Source organism: Mesorhizobium sp. M8A.F.Ca.ET.207.01.1.1 (assembly GCF_004794715.1).
Lineage (GTDB): Bacteria > Pseudomonadota > Alphaproteobacteria > Rhizobiales > Rhizobiaceae > Mesorhizobium.
This window is the reverse complement of the sequence record NZ_SRUS01000004.1, coordinates 533,654-548,525: the sequence shown is the minus strand read 5'-3', so window position 1 is coordinate 548,525 and position 14,872 is coordinate 533,654. Positions and strand designations below refer to the sequence as shown.

Genomic DNA, 14,872 nt, shown 5'->3' with positions numbered 1-14,872 from the left:
CTATTGCGCCACGCGGATGCGGTGCGTCGGGTCGAACTGGGAGCCGCCGGCCTTGCCGCGCGCCCAGCCGAGCGCGCGGGCATAGCTGCCGAACAGAAGACGTTCCTCGACCTCCACCTCAGTGATGCCGGTCGGCCCTTCGGCGAACTCGGCCACGTAAAGCGCGTCGGTCGGGCAATAGATTTCGCAGAGGAAGCAGGTCTGGCAGTCGTCCTGGCGTGCGATGACGGGGGCGCCATGCTCGGTCGCGTCGAAGACATTGGTCGGGCATACCTTGACGCATATGTCGCATTCCACGCAGCGCGTGGCCGAGACGATCTCGATCATGATGCCAGCTCCGCCGGCCGCTCGGGCGTCCCTTCGATACGGAACGCGTCGACACCGGTGATGATCAGGCGGCGCGCCAAGGCTGGGCTCTTGCCCGGCAGATCGGTGCGGCGGTGCATGCCGCGGCTCTCGGTGCGGTGCAATGCCGAGGCCACGGACCAGCGCCCGGCAGCGGCGATCGATGCCGCCTCGCGTGCGCGGACCTTGTCCGCTCCCTCGCCCCGCAGATGGTCGCGCACATCGCGCCAGACGCTCTCCAGCCGCTCGCTGCTTTTTTCCAGGCCAGCGCCGCTGCGGAAGAAGTTCTTGTCGAGTGGGGTCACTTCGTTACGCACCGCCTCGATGACCTCGCCCGCCGCGATATCGGCGCGCGGCGTTGCCGCAGGACGCAGCCCGGCCTGACCGAGCGGTTGCACGGTGCCCCGAAACGCCTTGCCGGCGCGGCGCTTGGCATGGGTCGATGCGCCCTTGCCTGCCCACCAGCCACTGGCCAGCGCCCAGGAGGAATTGACGGCGCCACCGCCCGACACCGCCCCGGTCATGATCTCGCGGCCTGCGGCGTCACCGGCGACATAGAGGCCGGGCACGCCTGTGGCGCAATCGTCGGAGACAATGTCGATGCCGCCAGTGCCGCGCACCGTGCCTTCGGCACGCAGCGTGATGCGGAACAGATCGCTGAACGGATCGATACCGGCCCGGTCATAGGGAACGAAGCAGTTCGGCTGACCCTGACGCAGCCAGCCCTGCAACGCCGGTTCGGCCTGGTCGAGCCGCGCATAGACTGGACCGTCGATCAGTGCGCGCGCCACCTCGTCCTCGCGGTCGCCGATGCCGTTCCGCAACGGCTCGCCCGTGGGTCCGAGGATCGGCGAGCCATCCTCGCGATGGAACGAGGCCCAGCGGAACGGCAACCCCTTGTTCAGCGAGGAACCGTACGGCGCCAACGTGTACTTGCCAGTGAATTCCATGCCGGAAAGGCTGGCGCCCGCTTCCGCCGCCATCAGATAGCCGTCCCCGGTCAGCCCGGTGCCACCGAGGATGCGCTCGCGGAACGCACAGCCGCCGGTCGCCAGCACCACGGCCTTGGCGTCGACGCGCCAGTCATGGCCCGCCTGCCGGGCGACACCGCCTGCGCCGACGATGGCATCGCCGTCGGACAGGAGTTCGAGCGCGGGATGATGGTCGAGCACGGTTACGCCGGCCAGCAGCACGCGGCGGCGCATGAAGCGCATGTAGTCCGGCCCGCGCAGATTGGCGATGTAGAGCCGCCCGTCATCCTCGCTTGGGAAGGGATAACCCCACTCCGAAAGCCTGAGCAGATTGCGGTAGGCGGTGTCGACGCAACGCAGCATCCACCGCTGGTCGGCGAGTTCGCCGGTGCGCTGCCAGCGCCGCTCCACCACGGCATGCCTGTTGTCGCCCGGCGGCACGCACCAGGTGCCGGTGTTGGAAGGCGCCGTGGCGCCGCTGGTGCCGAGATAGCCCTTGTCGGCCAGCACCACCTTGGCGCCGCTGTCGGCCGCCGCCACCGCCGCCCAGGCCGCCGACGGACCGCCGCCCAGCACCAGCACATCGGCCTGGAGATGCAAGTTGTCGGAAGCTGATTTTTGCGACTTGGGCATGGATGCTCGGCGAAGGAGTGCGACGTGGCCGGCGCTATGCGGCGCGGGCCGCACCGGAGAACCACACCGGCTCATTGCCGGCGCTCCATTTGATGTTGCAGCCGATCGACGGCACTTGGCTTGCGGCGGGCCTGCCGCCTTCCAGCACCGTGTCGACAGCCGCGCGCAGATCAGCACCGGTCACCGGCTTGCCGTTGCCTGGCCGCGCGTCGTCGAACTGGCCGTGATAGGCGAGCCGGCGATCGGCGCCGAACAGGAAGAAGTCGGGCGTGCAAGCCGCGCCATAGGCTTTCGCCACCTGCTGCGAGGCGTCCTTCAGATAGGGGAAGGAATAACCGACCTTTTCAGACTCCTCGCCGATCCGCGCCAGTGTCTCCTCGGGATGCTCCAGATGGTCGTTGGCGTTGATCGCCACCACCTGCAGCCCTTTGGCCGCATAGTCTCTTGCGAATGCGGCGAGCTGTTCGCGGATCAGCACGACAAAGGGGCAACGGTTCGAAATGAAGGCAACGAGCAAGGCCGGCCTGACATCGAAATCGGCCAGCCGGTGCAGCACGCCATGCGCGTCGGGCAACAGGAAGTCGGCAGCCCTGGTGCCAAGCTCGATCGGATTGGATTCTGTCTTCGGCATCGATGGTCTCTCTTCAGCCTGGCTTTCACAAGAGCAAGCTGCAAGCGCCTAGGCGCCCGCAGTTAGTCTATGAATTTAGTAGAATTATACGCCGCAGAGCACGTCCACGGTCAACCGCGCAGCTTAGAATATCGTGCCAATGTTCGGCGCCGCGCCGGCAGGTTTGTTCGAGAGAAGGCGGCCTTGGAAGAAATGAGACTTGGGAAGCAGCGGCGGCTTCCATCCGCGATGTCAGCGCCGAGCTTGATTAGGAGCTCATGTTCCTAGACCTTGCGAACGACCGCCGCGCCATCCCCACCAACACCGATGAAAATCCGATCACTGGACCCAATGCCGGAAATATCGCACACCACAAGCGGCATTCGAATGTCGTAGAGAAACTCGGCGACGATAGCGCCCACCGCCAGGATCGGGTCCGGCCGCTCCAGAATGATACCCACTGGCGCCGTGCCCCTGCGGATCGCTTCGGCCAGCACCGAGGACGAGGATGACGATCCCCGGCCGCTCGGCATGACGAGGATCCTGCCGGCGACATTCTGGCCAAGGCCTGGATGCGAATGATCAGTTATGTCGCCGGTCTCGGCGTCGATGCCGCCCCAGAAGCTGAGCGGCTGCGAGAACACCAAGGCCTGCCCTTCGGCGGCCCCGGCCAGTTGGAAAGTGCCCAGCCGTTCTGCCGCGCCCGTTTCAATCCGGCGCGTCACGACACACCCCGCACGACGTGGCCAGCCGCGGCGGAGCGGATGCAGTCCCTCATCTCGGCGAAGGCGACGGTCACGCCGATATTGCCCGGCGCGTAATGCGCCCATTTGCCGGAATTGGTCATCACCACGCCGTCGAGACGTTCGAGGATCGAGGTGACATAGGTGCAGGTATCGGCAACCGGGATCAGGCCGAATGCCTCCATGCCATCGAGCGCCCCCTCCTCCTGCAATCGTGTCAGCGTCGCGCGTCCGGTGTTGACGTAGATCGGGATCCCCTTGCCTGGTGCTGCCTCGCGCAGCAGCGGCAGCAGGCGCATCCATTCCTCATGCGAGAAATGCGGCGTGCCCAGCGACACGGCGCGGAGCGGCGCACCGTCAGGCACCATCGACAGCTTGGCCAATGCATGGTCGATGTCGGCGCTGCTGATACGGACGATCTCCTCGGGCACCATGCCTTGAAACGCCTCGTCGCCGGTTCCGGCCTCCGGCGTGATGCCAACCGCATGGAACAGCGCCACCGCGCCTGTCGTTGCCGCCGCGGCACCGAGCGCTTTCAACTGGTCCTCGTCGCGCGGCCTGGGCAGGCCCGCAATCACCGGAACGCGGTCGCCGCTGGCTTGCCCGATGATCAGCCCGACGCCGACGAACAGGCTGTCAGTCGGTTCCAGCTCGGCAATGTCCAGTTCGAACAGGACACGGCCGCGCCGGTTTTCGCTGAGATGCAGGCCCCAGGCCGGTGCGCGCCCTGTCATGGCGCAGCACAGATCGATGAAATCGCCGTAGCGGTTGGTGCGCGCGCCGATCACCGAATTGGCGAAGACAATGGCATTGGATTCCCCCCAGGCGATCTGCTGGCCGAATTTGGGTCGGAACCGCGTTTGGTAGGGTGCGCAGGTGAATGTCGCCTGACAGCCAAGCTCGAGATGCGCCTTCATCAACCGCCGCGCCGGTGCTTCCTCCGCCGCCGGCATCTTCACCATGCCGGGATGGATGAGGTCGAACGACCCGACATTGAGCGTCGTCGGCACTTGAACACGGCCGCCGCCTTCGACCAGCCGTTCGACGAAATCGAGCCCTGCCTTGCCGTGATAGAGGCAACCGTCGATATGGGCGCCGGTGATGTCGAGCAGGCTGTTTGCCCCGATCGCGTTGGAAAAAGCGGCCAGGATTTTCATGGCCGCCGCAGCGGACGGGCCGTGCTCGCCGTCGAGCATGGATTGGTCGCGGGCATCCAATTCAAGCGTCATCGATGTGCTCCTAGGCCTACCCGACCGTATGGCGGGACAGCGCCCCCCTCTGCCCTACCGGGCATCTCCCCCACGAGGGGGGAGATCGGCGGCTTCAGCCTTGGCGCTCGTTTTTTGCGACGTGAGAGATTTGCGAAACCGGCGATGACAGTCAATCTCCCCCCTCGTGGGGGAGATGTCCGGTAGGGCAGAGGGGGGCGCCAAGGAACACCAACCATCCCAATCGTCGACTCCATCCTAACCGCCAATCAACACCGTGCTCTCCGGCGACCATCGCAGCACCACATCCTGCCCCTCCGCCAGCCTGTCGGCACCGGTATTTTGCACGATGACCTTCAGCGTCTGTCCGGCGCGCTCGACGAAATAGGTGCTGTTGTTGCCGGCGAAGATGGACTTCGACACCTGCCCCTCGAGCATGTTGACATTGGCGGCATCCACGGGCCCGGCATCGGCGGCAATGCGGATGCGCTCGGGCCGCACGGCCCAGCCTGCCCCTGGCCAGCGCGACATGGCCGAGCAGGATGGCGAACAGGCCGCGCCCGACGCCGAAGAAGAAGATCAGCATCGCCGTGCCGGTGATCGGCCAAGGAATGGCGATCGGCGGAAACAGCAGCGCCTGCAGGAATTTCTTGCCACGAAACTCATGACGAAAGAGCGCCAGCGACGCCGCCGAGCCGAGCACGGTTGAAATGATCGTGGTGATGACCGCGATCTCGATGCTGTTCCAGGTCGCCGCGATCAGCTGGTCGTTCTGCCACAGCGAGGCGTACCACTCGGTCGTCCATTCGAACGGCAGCTGATAGAAGGGCGAGACGTTGAACGACATCAGCGCCATGATGATAGGCAAATAAAGGAAGGCGAGCAGCAGCCCGACATAGAGGCGACCCAGCCATTCGAGGATGCGCGTCGTCGCCATCACGCCACCCTCCGCAGCAGCGGCGAAGCCACCGCCAGGATGACCAGCACGACGGCGAGCAGGAAGAAGGACAGTGCTTCCCCGAGCGGCCAGTGAACACGGCGACGAACTGGTCCTCGATGACCGTGCCAAGCCAATTCTGTCAACCACCAGCGCAGGGACGCTTCATCGCAATTCGCCCGGAGCCGCCCTTCGAGGAACCGCTTTGACGAAAAAAGGCCCGCTCCGGGAAGCCGGAGCGGGCCTTGGGGAGGATGAAGGGGTGGACCCTCTCCTCTTGTTTTCACGGGAGGTGTGGACCGCGATCACCATACCTGAACCCCGCGAAATGCCTGATGCATCACAATCCGGTGCTCGGCAACGTAAGCGCGGTCACGCGATCGCGATTGCTCCCGTGATCGAACTGCTAAATGCGGCCCAGGACGACAAGAATGATGATGATGATCAGCACAAGTCCGAGACCACCGCCACCATAATAGCCGGTTCCGTAGAACGGACCACCACCGATACCGCTGAAGCCGCCAAGCAGCGCGAGGATTAGAATGATGATAAGTATTGTTCCGAGACCCATGACTTTCCCAGCTCCTAAATGCGCGCTTTCGCGCCGTTTCAACATCGCGCTATTTCAGATGTTGTAAGGTATGAACGTTTTAGGGGAGCTGGCGTTCCCCCGGGCCATCCCGGCTACGGAGCATCCAGCCCGCAAAGCAGAAAGCCCGCCTGGACGGCGGCTTTCCGACCGGTCGGAGGCCAGGAGAGTGCGGTCAAAGCCTCAGGGCTGGTTCCGCAGCCTCCTTCAACCTCAGCGGCGTGCGATCAGCAGGCAGAGCTGGCGCAGGTCGCGGTCATAAGTCCCCTCGCTGCCGAGAACGTCGACGCAGCGCTTCTTCATGCGCCTCAGCTGGGAGCTCGACACCTGGGCCACGGCACGCGGAACGTTGAGCTGGCTAGGGTTGGGCGATATGCCCACGTTCGACGGGTTGCTGGGATTGGTTACGTTGCCGATGCCCACGCCGACGCCGACACCACTAGTACCGCCAACATTGGCGCCAAGCCCCGCGTTGATACCGCCTGTTCCACCAGCATTGGCGCCGAGCCCGGCGTTGATGCCGCCCGAATCTCCGATATTGACGCCGGCCCGGCATTCGCGCCGTTGCTGCCGCCGACCGGAGCGCCGAGCTACAGCGCCCTCGCCTGGGGAGCAGCTCCGACCACTGGACGCTGATGAGCCTGTTGGCCAACCCTCACAGCCTGGCCTTCAGAATAACCGGTAGAACAGCCGGTAGTGTACATGTTCCATGTAAGCGCGATACTCCGGCTCGGCGGCCAGCAAGGCCTCCTCGCGCAGGATTCGATACAGCTGCATGTAGGTGATGACCGCATAGACAGCGAGATTGTGGAAGGAAAAGGCCGACAGGAGGTAGAGCACATGGCCGGCGAGGTAGCCGGCATAGATCGGATGCCGCACCAGCCGATAGGCACCGCCTGTCATCACACCGCGATTGGCCGGCAGGATCGCAAAAGAGCGCCCCAGCGAGATCTTGCCCCAGATAACGAACAACAATGCGATGATCTGTAACGGCGCGGCGACGTAGAGAGGAATCAGCGCAATGCCTGGCTTGAGACTGATCAACGCAACGCCAAAACTGGCTGTCACCGAAACGATGACGGTAAGCAGATTCCAGTCACGCGTGACCGGACGCCGCGACAGCAGCAGCCAGGTGAAAGTGAGTATCTCGGAAATCGCCACCAGCGCGGTGTTGAGCCGGGTCGGATCCTCGAGAAGCTGATAGACGCCGCGATAGACGAACAGCGCCGCGCACAGCAGCGCACAGGCGCGAAAGAAGCCTTCGCGCAAGTCGAGCATGATCTCGTGCTTGCGCGCCGCCGACAAAAGCCCTTTGTCTGCTGCACGCGAAAGCGCTTCACTTTTTGACATGAGCAAGGCAAGCATCCCGATGATCCCTCGGGGGCGACCTTTGCACGTAACCATTGCCGTGCCGTTAACCGAGAAGATCAGATCGGCATCAAACCGGGTCAAAGCCGCCGAACGGCAAGGCCGTACCCGGTCTTTCAGCATCTCGCGATATGACCTTTCGCGGCCTCTGCACCGACGCCCTACTTGAGGTACCCATTGCTGAAATATCCCGCAAAATCCGGACGTTGCGCGACAACCTTGCCATCGGCATCGTGCAGGATACCGGCGGCGAGGAGATAGGAGCCGATCGCTTCCATCTTGGCGGGATCCATGATGCCGATGGTGCCGTCTTGCCCGCGCAGATAGTGCCCGTCGATCAGTGCCTTCAGCGAAGCCTGGATCAACGCCGGATTGGTGAGGGCATCCTTGTTGGCGGCTATCAGCAGCGTGGCGGCTTGCTCTGGGTGATCCACCGCGAACTGATAGCCGCGCCGCGTTGCCTGGATGAAGGACGACGCCTGTTGGGGGTTTGCCTGGAGAAACGCTTCGCTCGAAGAGATGAGCGTCGTGTGCTCGTCGGGAACGCCATAGTCGGCATAGACGAAGCTGCGTTGCTTGACGCCCTTGAGCTCGGCTTCGACGCCCTCCCAGGTCGACACTTCGAGCGTGAAGTCGACCGAACCGTTGGCCAGCGCCTCATAGGCGGAAGTGCCGAGCGTCACCGTCTCGAAATCGCCCTTGCCGCCATCATGCCGGATGATGGTCGAGATCAGTGCGTTTTCCCAGGCGCTGCCGAAACCGCCATAGGTCAGGCTATCCAGATCCTTCGGGCTCTTGATCTCGCTGCGCGCCGCATTGAACACCAGCCGACCGGTTTCGGACTGCACGACGGCATAGACGGCCTTCAAGTCGGCGCCGGCGGTCTTCTGGGTGAACAGGCTGATGGTGCCGCTGATGCCGAAATCGGCGACGCGGTTGGCGACAAGCGTGCCGGCGCCGGTGTCGCTGTAAGGCACGATATCGACGTCCAGACCGACCTCGCGATAAAAACCCTTTTCGCGCGCGACGAACAGCCCGATGTGGTTGGTGTTGACCGTCCAGTCCAGCGCGACAGTGACTTTTTGCGTTGCCGCGAAGGAGCGGCTCGATCCGGTGATCAGCGGTACGCTACCGGCAAGGGTGAGCAGCAGAGCCTGCCTGCGCGTCAAGTCAATCATGGTCATGTCCTTTGGTTGGCTGGAGGTTGAGCAGAATGTCGAGGATCTCGGCCTCGAGTTCTCCGGCCCGCCGTGTGGCGGCGCTGGTCGGATCGCGCGGGCGCGGCAGTGGCACCTTGATCTCGCGCACGACACGGGCCGGCCGCGTGGACAGCACATAGATGCGGTCGGAGAGGAACACGGCTTCGCGCACATCGTGGGTGATCAGCAACGCCGTCCAGCGATGGTGCCGCCACATCTGTTCGAGCCAGCGCTGCATGGCCGCGCGGGTCAGGGCATCGAGCGCGCCGAACGGCTCGTCGAGCAGCAACATGTCGCGTTCCTGCACGACAGTGCGCAGCAGCGCCGTGCGCTGGCGCATGCCGCCCGAAAGCTGCGCCGGAAAATGCCGCTCGAAGCCGGCGAGCCCGAACTCGGCAAACAGCGGTGCGACACGCGCTCGCGCTGCCTTGCGGTGGACGCCTTGCACCTCGAGCCCGAGCGTCGTGTTGTCGAGGATGCGCCGCCACGGCATCAGCGCGTCGCGCTGCGGCATGAAGGCGAAATGCCTGCCATGATCGTCGAGCGGCGCGCCGTCGAAAAACATCTCACCCTCGCCATGCTCGGCGCCGGTCAGAAGCTGGAACAGCGTCGACTTGCCGGCACCCGAAGGCCCAAGGATCGAGACGAATTCGCCGGCATCCACGCGCAGCGAAATGTCGGCGAGCACTTCGAGCCCGCCAAAGGCCTTGCGTATATGCCGCAATTCGAGCCGGCTCATGCTTGCGGGCCTTTTCCGGCGGCTTGCCTGCCAGCGGCTCTTTCCCATGGCATGGCAAGTCGCTGCACCACCACCGTCAGCCCGAACAGGACGAGGGTAAGGGCCGCGCTGACGCCGACGGCGGCGAGCACCAGGTCGGGACGGAAATTGTTTTTGGCGTTGAGCATGTAGATGCCCAGCCCTTTGGCCGCGCCCGCATATTCGGCGAAGATGGCGCCGACGACGGCATAGGTGATGGAGATCCTGAGGCCAGCGAAGAAATAAGGCAGCGCCGAAGGCAACCGTGCCAGGATGAAGACCCGCCAGCGCCCTGCTCCCATGGCGCGCAGCATCTGCCCGATCTCGACCTCGGTAGCCTCGTAGCCCTGCACCAGGGCCACCAGCATCGGGAAGAAGGTGACCAGTGCCACCAGCATGATCTTGGGCGTCAGCCCGAAGCCGAACCACAGCACCACCAATGGCGCGATGGCGACCAGCGGCAAGGTCTGGCTGACTATGAAGACAGGAAACAGCGCGCGCCGCAAAGGCTGGAAGAAGTCGACCAGCATCGACAGCGCGAAGGCGGCGCTGAGCGAGCAGGCAAAACCGATCAGCGTGGCGCGGATGGTGGGAATGGCGTTGTCGAGCAGCGCGTCACGATTGAGCATCGCCTGTTCGAAGACGCGCGAGGGTGCCGGCAGAACCGTCGGCTTGATGCCGGAATGGTTTGCGTAGAGTTCCCACGCCACGAGCACCAGGCCGATCGATATCACGGCCGGCGCCGCCTGGGCGAGGAAGCCCGCGAGTTGACGCGGGTTGAACGACGATGAAGCCACGAGAGGATGACCTTGACGGCGCGCGTCGGCGCGAACGGTTCAAACGGCAGTGGGACTGTTGGCCGAAACCGTGACGTCGAGGGTTACGTGGCCGGCGCCTGGTCCGAAGCGGCAGAAGGCTTCGTCGAGCGCCGAGAAGATCGCGCCGGCATCGCCGCGCAGCTTGGTGCAGAAATTCTTGGAGCGATCGTAGACGCCGGACTGCTTCAGGAAATCGATGCAGCCATAGATCTCGTCCATGTGGTCGTCCGTGCCCATCACATAGAGCGAGAACTGCGCCGCCGCTGGCTGCCCAGTGGCGGGCGCGCCGCGCACGGCGGAAATGGCGGCTTGCTTGCGCGGGCCGAGTGGCCCGGCAGGGCCGCCAAACGTGTCGGAGCGGCAGATCGGATCGTCCGGCTCACCTGGGCAACCACGCGAAATGGTCGCCGACAGCACGCAATGCTTACCGCTGCCAGACGCAGCCACGAAAAGGTCGCGCAGCGCCGGGAATAGCACCTCGGGGGGCCCGACCAGCAAGGTCGAGATGTCGTCGGTCTCGATCCTGAGCTTGTCGCGATACGGATCGAGCGCGCCGAGCGCACCCAGGATGACGCCGACAAAATCGTCGGCCATGGGATATAGGGAAACCTGTGCGCCTGAAAACATCGCCCGCCTCGCTCCGCTGGTATTACCCAGATCAGCTTCTAGGGTCTGTGGGCTTGCCGCCCCCGTCTCAGCCCCGACCGTACGGAGCACCCCTGTGGATGGCGGCGTTAAAGCACCATTCGATCGGTTGGGGAAGCTGTTTTTTCAGCAAGCTGCGCCAAAAGCATTGCGCCAGCGCAGGCGCAACCGGGTGTTGACGGCCCGGAATTTGTCTCGATCCGGGCGCAGCCAACAGCCCGACCATCACGCCGGGCGACATGAAATTCCAACGCGGACCAGAATTGCCCGACCAGCACGCGGACGGATGCCAATGGCAGGGCGACCGCGCCGACCGTGAACGACAAGAACTGCGGTAAGTAGTTTTCGCAGCAGGAAAAGCGCGGACGCAAGTTCCGCCATGCGCATTGGCTTCACTATCCGCCACGACCGGCCGGCGGTACCTCTGGCGCCGATTCGCTGGCTACTTTGCCAAACACTCTTATTTCGGGGCACGGTTTTCCGGCTTTTGGCCGTGCGAATGCGGCGTGGATTTTCATCAACCGTTTGAGCAGGCGGCCATAGGTGAGGTATCGAACCCGGCCATTGGCAAGATCGAACTCCACCCTCCCCCATCGCCTGACCGGCCTCTTTCCAATTGCCGGACCCAGTCGCGCGATCTGAAAGGCCAACCGGACCTCGCGGCCGGCAACGTCCAGATAGATACCGGGATTGCCGCCCAGGACGTGCCACAATCGGGCAACGTGCTCGATCGACATGTCGGATGAAATCGCCATGTGGTTCCGCTCAAGTCGCGCCCAGACGAAATCACCGGTTGGCTGCCGCGTCCCGGACACCAAATCCTCGCAATAGGCTGGCGCCACCTCGCGCACCAACGCGCGCATCGCGGTCGCCACGCTGTCGGCCACATCCCGCCGCGTTGCCCAGTGTGCTTCGCAGAACGGCACCTGTCCGAGGATGTCACCGTCATCGAAATTGGCGGACATCTTGTGCAATGTCACGCCGCCATGGACGGCATGCTGGCCGTCCGCGACCAGGCGATGGAGAGGATGCGGACCCCGGTAGTTGGGCAGCAGCGCTGGATGAAAATTAAGCCCGCCCTTGGGAAAGAGGCTGAGCAGTTGTTGTGGGATCAGGGTCGGGAAAGCGTAGCAGATCAGTACATCCGCGGCGACGTCAGGCAATTGCCGGCCAAGCTCGTCCCAGTCGTAAGGCCGGCCGAATTCGATCAACTTCACCGGTGTGTTGCCGAGATAGCGCCTGAGCAGAAGCTGGCGCCTCAGCCGGCGCCGAAAATTGCCAATGCTGAAGCCTCTGGATGGGCGCTGAAAGCCAGGCACGATGATCGCGCCAATACGGTTTCCCGCCTCCACCCACCCGGAAAGCAGGGGCCCGGTGTAAGCAGAAACATCCAGGATGAAAACTGCATTGAGCTGCCGGGCGCCGGCCACAGGCTCGAAAGAAATCATCTTTTCAAATCCGGCGGGGCAAGACATCGCCCGGCAATCCGAGCACCGTAACGAACCGGTCCAGTCACTACCAAAAGACCGGCCGAGCCGTCAGCCTGGTTTGGGAGAAAGCGGTCCTGCCGCGGCGACACTTGAGAGCCTTTCCCGCTTCACCAACACAGGTTTTTCGTAGAGTTTCCTCATGCTCCCCCTGAAATCAATCAACCCGCGCAGTTGGTCAGCAGTGCCGCGGACTGTCAACCGCCGGGCGGGGCTGACAGCCGCTATTGATATGGCCTCGCGGCAATCGGCGGGCGCTTAAACCCACTGCCGCAAAGACTGATCCGCGAGCCTTATGAAACGGCCTTTTCACGAACCGGCAGTTTCCAACCCGGCCTGACGAAATGGCAGGTGTAGCCGTTCGGATACTTCTCCAGATAATCCTGGTGCTCGGGCTCGGCCTCCCAGAACGCTCCGGCTGGAGCGAGCTCGGTGACAACCTTGCCGGGCCACAGGCCAGAGGCATCGACATCGGCGATGGTGTCCTCCGCCACACGCTTCTGCTCCTCACTGGTGTAGTAGATTGCCGAGCGATAGCTCATGCCGACATCGTTGCCCTGGCGGTTGCGCGTCGTCGGATCGTGGATCTGGAAGAAGAATTCCAGAAGCTGGCGGAAGCTGATTTTCGCCGGATCGAAGCTGATCTCGATGGCTTCGGCATGCGTGCCATGATTGCGATAGGTGGCATTCGGCACGTCGCCGCCGCTGTAGCCGACACGCGTGGCGAGGACGCCCGGCATGCGCCGGATCAGATCCTGCATGCCCCAGAAACAGCCGCCGGCAAGCACTGCACGTTCGCTCGAAGTCGCCATGTAACGTCTCCTCAAAAGGCAATTCCGGGAAAACTGTAGCGGCGTTCCCCGGGGAATTGCGCGACAACAAATTTGGATAGTCCCATAAATGGGCATTGTCGCCTGCTTCGTCCAGTCGGACGAGCGGGCCATTCGGCTATACCGGTGAAAGGCGCCCCCTAAGGAACGGGGAAACCTTAGATGCGCGGATGCCGAGTCCGGCTGCTGGCGGCGACCGGCAGATATCGGATACCAGGCGGAATGGCCGCAAAACTGATCGCCACAGGCGGCGCCTCGCGCGACCAGTTGAAAAGAACGGTCTTGACCGGAACGTTGTCCAACCATGCCCGCAGCTGCGACGGCACGTGAGGACCCGACCAAACCATCAGCATGCCATGGTCGCGCAACCGCTGCCTCGTGATCCAGGGTGCGAACCGCATATCGAGATCGGTGAAGATCGACGGCTTGTCATAGGCGTTGAGGCCCGCCAGCATGGCAAGATTGGTATCGCCGCCGACAATGTCGAGCCGGCCGGGCACCGCGGCGTGCCACACCGCCTCGGCCTCGTCCGAGATCGGCCGCGCCGGCCAGCAGACGGCGTCCATCCGCCCGCGCACATTGCAATCCGTCCAGCGGATGGCCGCATAGGCCCCCGACATGGCCACGATGCAGATGAAGGCGCAGATCGCCAACCTTCGCATCTCGGGGGCACCGAGCCGGTGACCGAGAAAGGCGAGCGCGACGACGCCGACGAGATTGTACATCGGCGCGCCCCAGGCCTCGCCGGTGCCGGTGAACAAAGAGGCGACCATGATCAGCGTCGCCGGCCCAAGTCCCATCCAGGTGAGATAGACCAGCTTACCGCGCTCGACGGGGTCCTGCGGAGCCGACGTACGCCGCAGCAGCCCTGATATCGCCAGCACCAGGAGGAAGCCGGAAAACCCGGCCAGCTGGACACCGATATAGTAGAGGCGCGCACGGTGCTCGGTTACCCAGGCATCGCGGCCGGCGAAATAGGTCAACGGCAGGAAATCGATGCGGTAGAGTGCGATGGCCAACGGCGCGGCGACCGCGAGACAAACGGCCAGGCCAAGCCACGGCCAGGGCGTCGCCAGCCGACTGCGCGCGCGCGCGTCGGACAGCAGCCAGAGAGCGCCGAAGGCAAGCAGCAGGCCGGTGGAAAACTTGGCATAAAGCCCGACGCCCGACACCAGTCCGAGCGCCAGCCACCAGCCTGGCCCGCCACCGCGGCCGGCGCGCCACAGCAGCCAGCAGATCGCGGCCCAGAACGGCATCTGCGCATAGTCGTGATTGAATTGCGGCGTCGGCCAGCCGAAGAAATAGACCGATGGCATCAAAAGCACGGCGGCCAGCGCGCGGCGTTGTCCGAGCATGTCGCGGGCCAGCAGATAGACCAGGACGAACGTGGCCGAGATCGTCAGTTGGGCCAGCAGATATTGCGGCCAGCGGAACGATCCGGTCAGGAGATGGCTGGCCTCGAGCAGCCAGCCGGGGAGCTGCGGGTGCTTGTAGGTCAAAAGCACCCATTCGCGGCCCCACATGAAGCCTTCCACGACATCGCCGGGCGGTGCGGGATCGATGAGTGTTGGCACCACGGTCCAGCACAGCGTCTGCACCAGACACAAAAGTGCCAGCAAACCCCAGGGGTGCCGAAGCAGGGCGGACCAGAACGACGACGAGTCCAGCGCCACGGCAGGCAGCCCTGCCGGCACCCAACGATCGATGGAGTCGTCAATTCCCGCCATGCGCG

15 protein-coding genes, 2 pseudogenes and 1 riboswitch are annotated in these 14,872 nt (G+C 64.0%); all 17 genes and pseudogenes read right to left on the bottom strand.

Annotated elements, in window-relative coordinates; genetic code table 11:
- Positions 1–327, bottom strand: coding sequence for a ferredoxin family protein (locus tag EN850_RS15080; protein ID WP_135866199.1), 327 nt, complete (start codon positions 325–327; stop codon positions 1–3).
- Positions 324–1,949 (bottom strand): FAD-binding protein, encoded by a 1,626-nt coding sequence (locus EN850_RS15075; RefSeq protein ID WP_136091647.1) that lies wholly within the window; start codon positions 1,947–1,949, stop codon positions 324–326. Before EN850_RS15075 ends, EN850_RS15080 begins: the two co-directional genes overlap by 4 nt.
- Before the next feature lie 34 nt (positions 1,950–1,983).
- Positions 1,984–2,580, bottom strand: coding sequence for a thioredoxin family protein (locus tag EN850_RS15070; RefSeq protein ID WP_135882006.1), 597 nt, complete (start codon positions 2,578–2,580; stop codon positions 1,984–1,986).
- Between the two features lie 263 nt (positions 2,581–2,843).
- Positions 2,844–3,284 (bottom strand): DUF126 domain-containing protein, encoded by a 441-nt coding sequence (locus EN850_RS15065; RefSeq protein ID WP_189591117.1) that lies wholly within the window; start codon positions 3,282–3,284, stop codon positions 2,844–2,846.
- Positions 3,281–4,531, bottom strand: a complete 1,251-nt coding sequence (locus EN850_RS15060) for an aconitase X (protein WP_136091645.1) — start codon at positions 4,529–4,531, stop codon at positions 3,281–3,283. Before EN850_RS15060 ends, EN850_RS15065 begins: the two co-directional genes overlap by 4 nt.
- 237 nt (positions 4,532–4,768) lie before the next feature.
- A complete protein-coding gene (locus tag EN850_RS15050; protein WP_246689220.1) occupies positions 4,769–5,041 on the bottom strand; it encodes a TOBE domain-containing protein in 273 nt (90 codons plus the stop codon).
- A pseudogene (locus EN850_RS37840) lies at positions 5,028–5,447 on the bottom strand (ABC transporter permease); the annotation flags it as partial. The gene EN850_RS15050 and the pseudogene EN850_RS37840, both read right to left, overlap by 14 nt.
- Positions 5,447–5,583: pseudogene (locus EN850_RS37135) on the bottom strand (ABC transporter permease); the annotation flags it as partial. The pseudogenes EN850_RS37135 and EN850_RS37840, both read right to left, overlap by 1 nt.
- A 270-nt stretch (positions 5,584–5,853) precedes the next feature.
- Positions 5,854–6,018 carry a DUF3309 family protein gene (locus tag EN850_RS15035; RefSeq protein ID WP_127280942.1) on the bottom strand — a complete coding sequence of 55 codons (165 nt, stop codon included), beginning with the start codon at positions 6,016–6,018 and terminating at the stop codon, positions 5,854–5,856.
- Between the two features lie 687 nt (positions 6,019–6,705).
- Entirely contained in the window at positions 6,706–7,527 is an 822-nt protein-coding gene (locus tag EN850_RS15025; RefSeq protein WP_245525105.1) for an isoprenylcysteine carboxylmethyltransferase family protein, read from the bottom strand.
- 38 nt (positions 7,528–7,565) lie between these two features.
- A complete protein-coding gene (locus EN850_RS15020; RefSeq protein WP_136091644.1) occupies positions 7,566–8,582 on the bottom strand; it encodes an ABC transporter substrate-binding protein in 1,017 nt (338 codons plus the stop codon).
- Positions 8,575–9,342 carry an ABC transporter ATP-binding protein gene (locus EN850_RS15015; protein WP_136091643.1) on the bottom strand — a complete coding sequence of 256 codons (768 nt, stop codon included), beginning with the start codon at positions 9,340–9,342 and terminating at the stop codon, positions 8,575–8,577. The genes EN850_RS15020 and EN850_RS15015 overlap by 8 nt, the downstream gene beginning before the upstream one ends.
- Positions 9,339–10,157: an ABC transporter permease gene (locus EN850_RS15010; protein ID WP_189591115.1), complete on the bottom strand. Its 819-nt coding sequence runs from the start codon at positions 10,155–10,157 to the stop codon at positions 9,339–9,341. The genes EN850_RS15015 and EN850_RS15010 overlap by 4 nt, the downstream gene beginning before the upstream one ends.
- A gap of 39 nt (positions 10,158–10,196) precedes the next feature.
- Positions 10,197–10,805 carry a YkoF family thiamine/hydroxymethylpyrimidine-binding protein gene (locus EN850_RS15005; protein ID WP_135919344.1) on the bottom strand — a complete coding sequence of 203 codons (609 nt, stop codon included), beginning with the start codon at positions 10,803–10,805 and terminating at the stop codon, positions 10,197–10,199.
- Positions 10,796–10,909: riboswitch (TPP riboswitch) on the bottom strand. Its footprint overlaps the gene before it by 10 nt.
- Before the next feature lie 309 nt (positions 10,910–11,218).
- Positions 11,219–12,253, bottom strand: coding sequence for a formyltransferase family protein (locus EN850_RS15000; protein WP_189591113.1), 1,035 nt, complete (start codon positions 12,251–12,253; stop codon positions 11,219–11,221).
- A 350-nt stretch (positions 12,254–12,603) separates the two neighbouring features.
- Positions 12,604–13,122 (bottom strand): peptide-methionine (S)-S-oxide reductase MsrA, encoded by a 519-nt coding sequence (msrA, locus tag EN850_RS14990; RefSeq protein ID WP_135916720.1) that lies wholly within the window; start codon positions 13,120–13,122, stop codon positions 12,604–12,606.
- Positions 13,123–13,298: 176 nt separating this feature from the next.
- Positions 13,299–14,867 carry a glycosyltransferase family 39 protein gene (locus tag EN850_RS14985; RefSeq protein ID WP_245511827.1) on the bottom strand — a complete coding sequence of 523 codons (1,569 nt, stop codon included), beginning with the start codon at positions 14,865–14,867 and terminating at the stop codon, positions 13,299–13,301.
- Positions 14,868–14,872 lie beyond the last annotated feature (5 nt).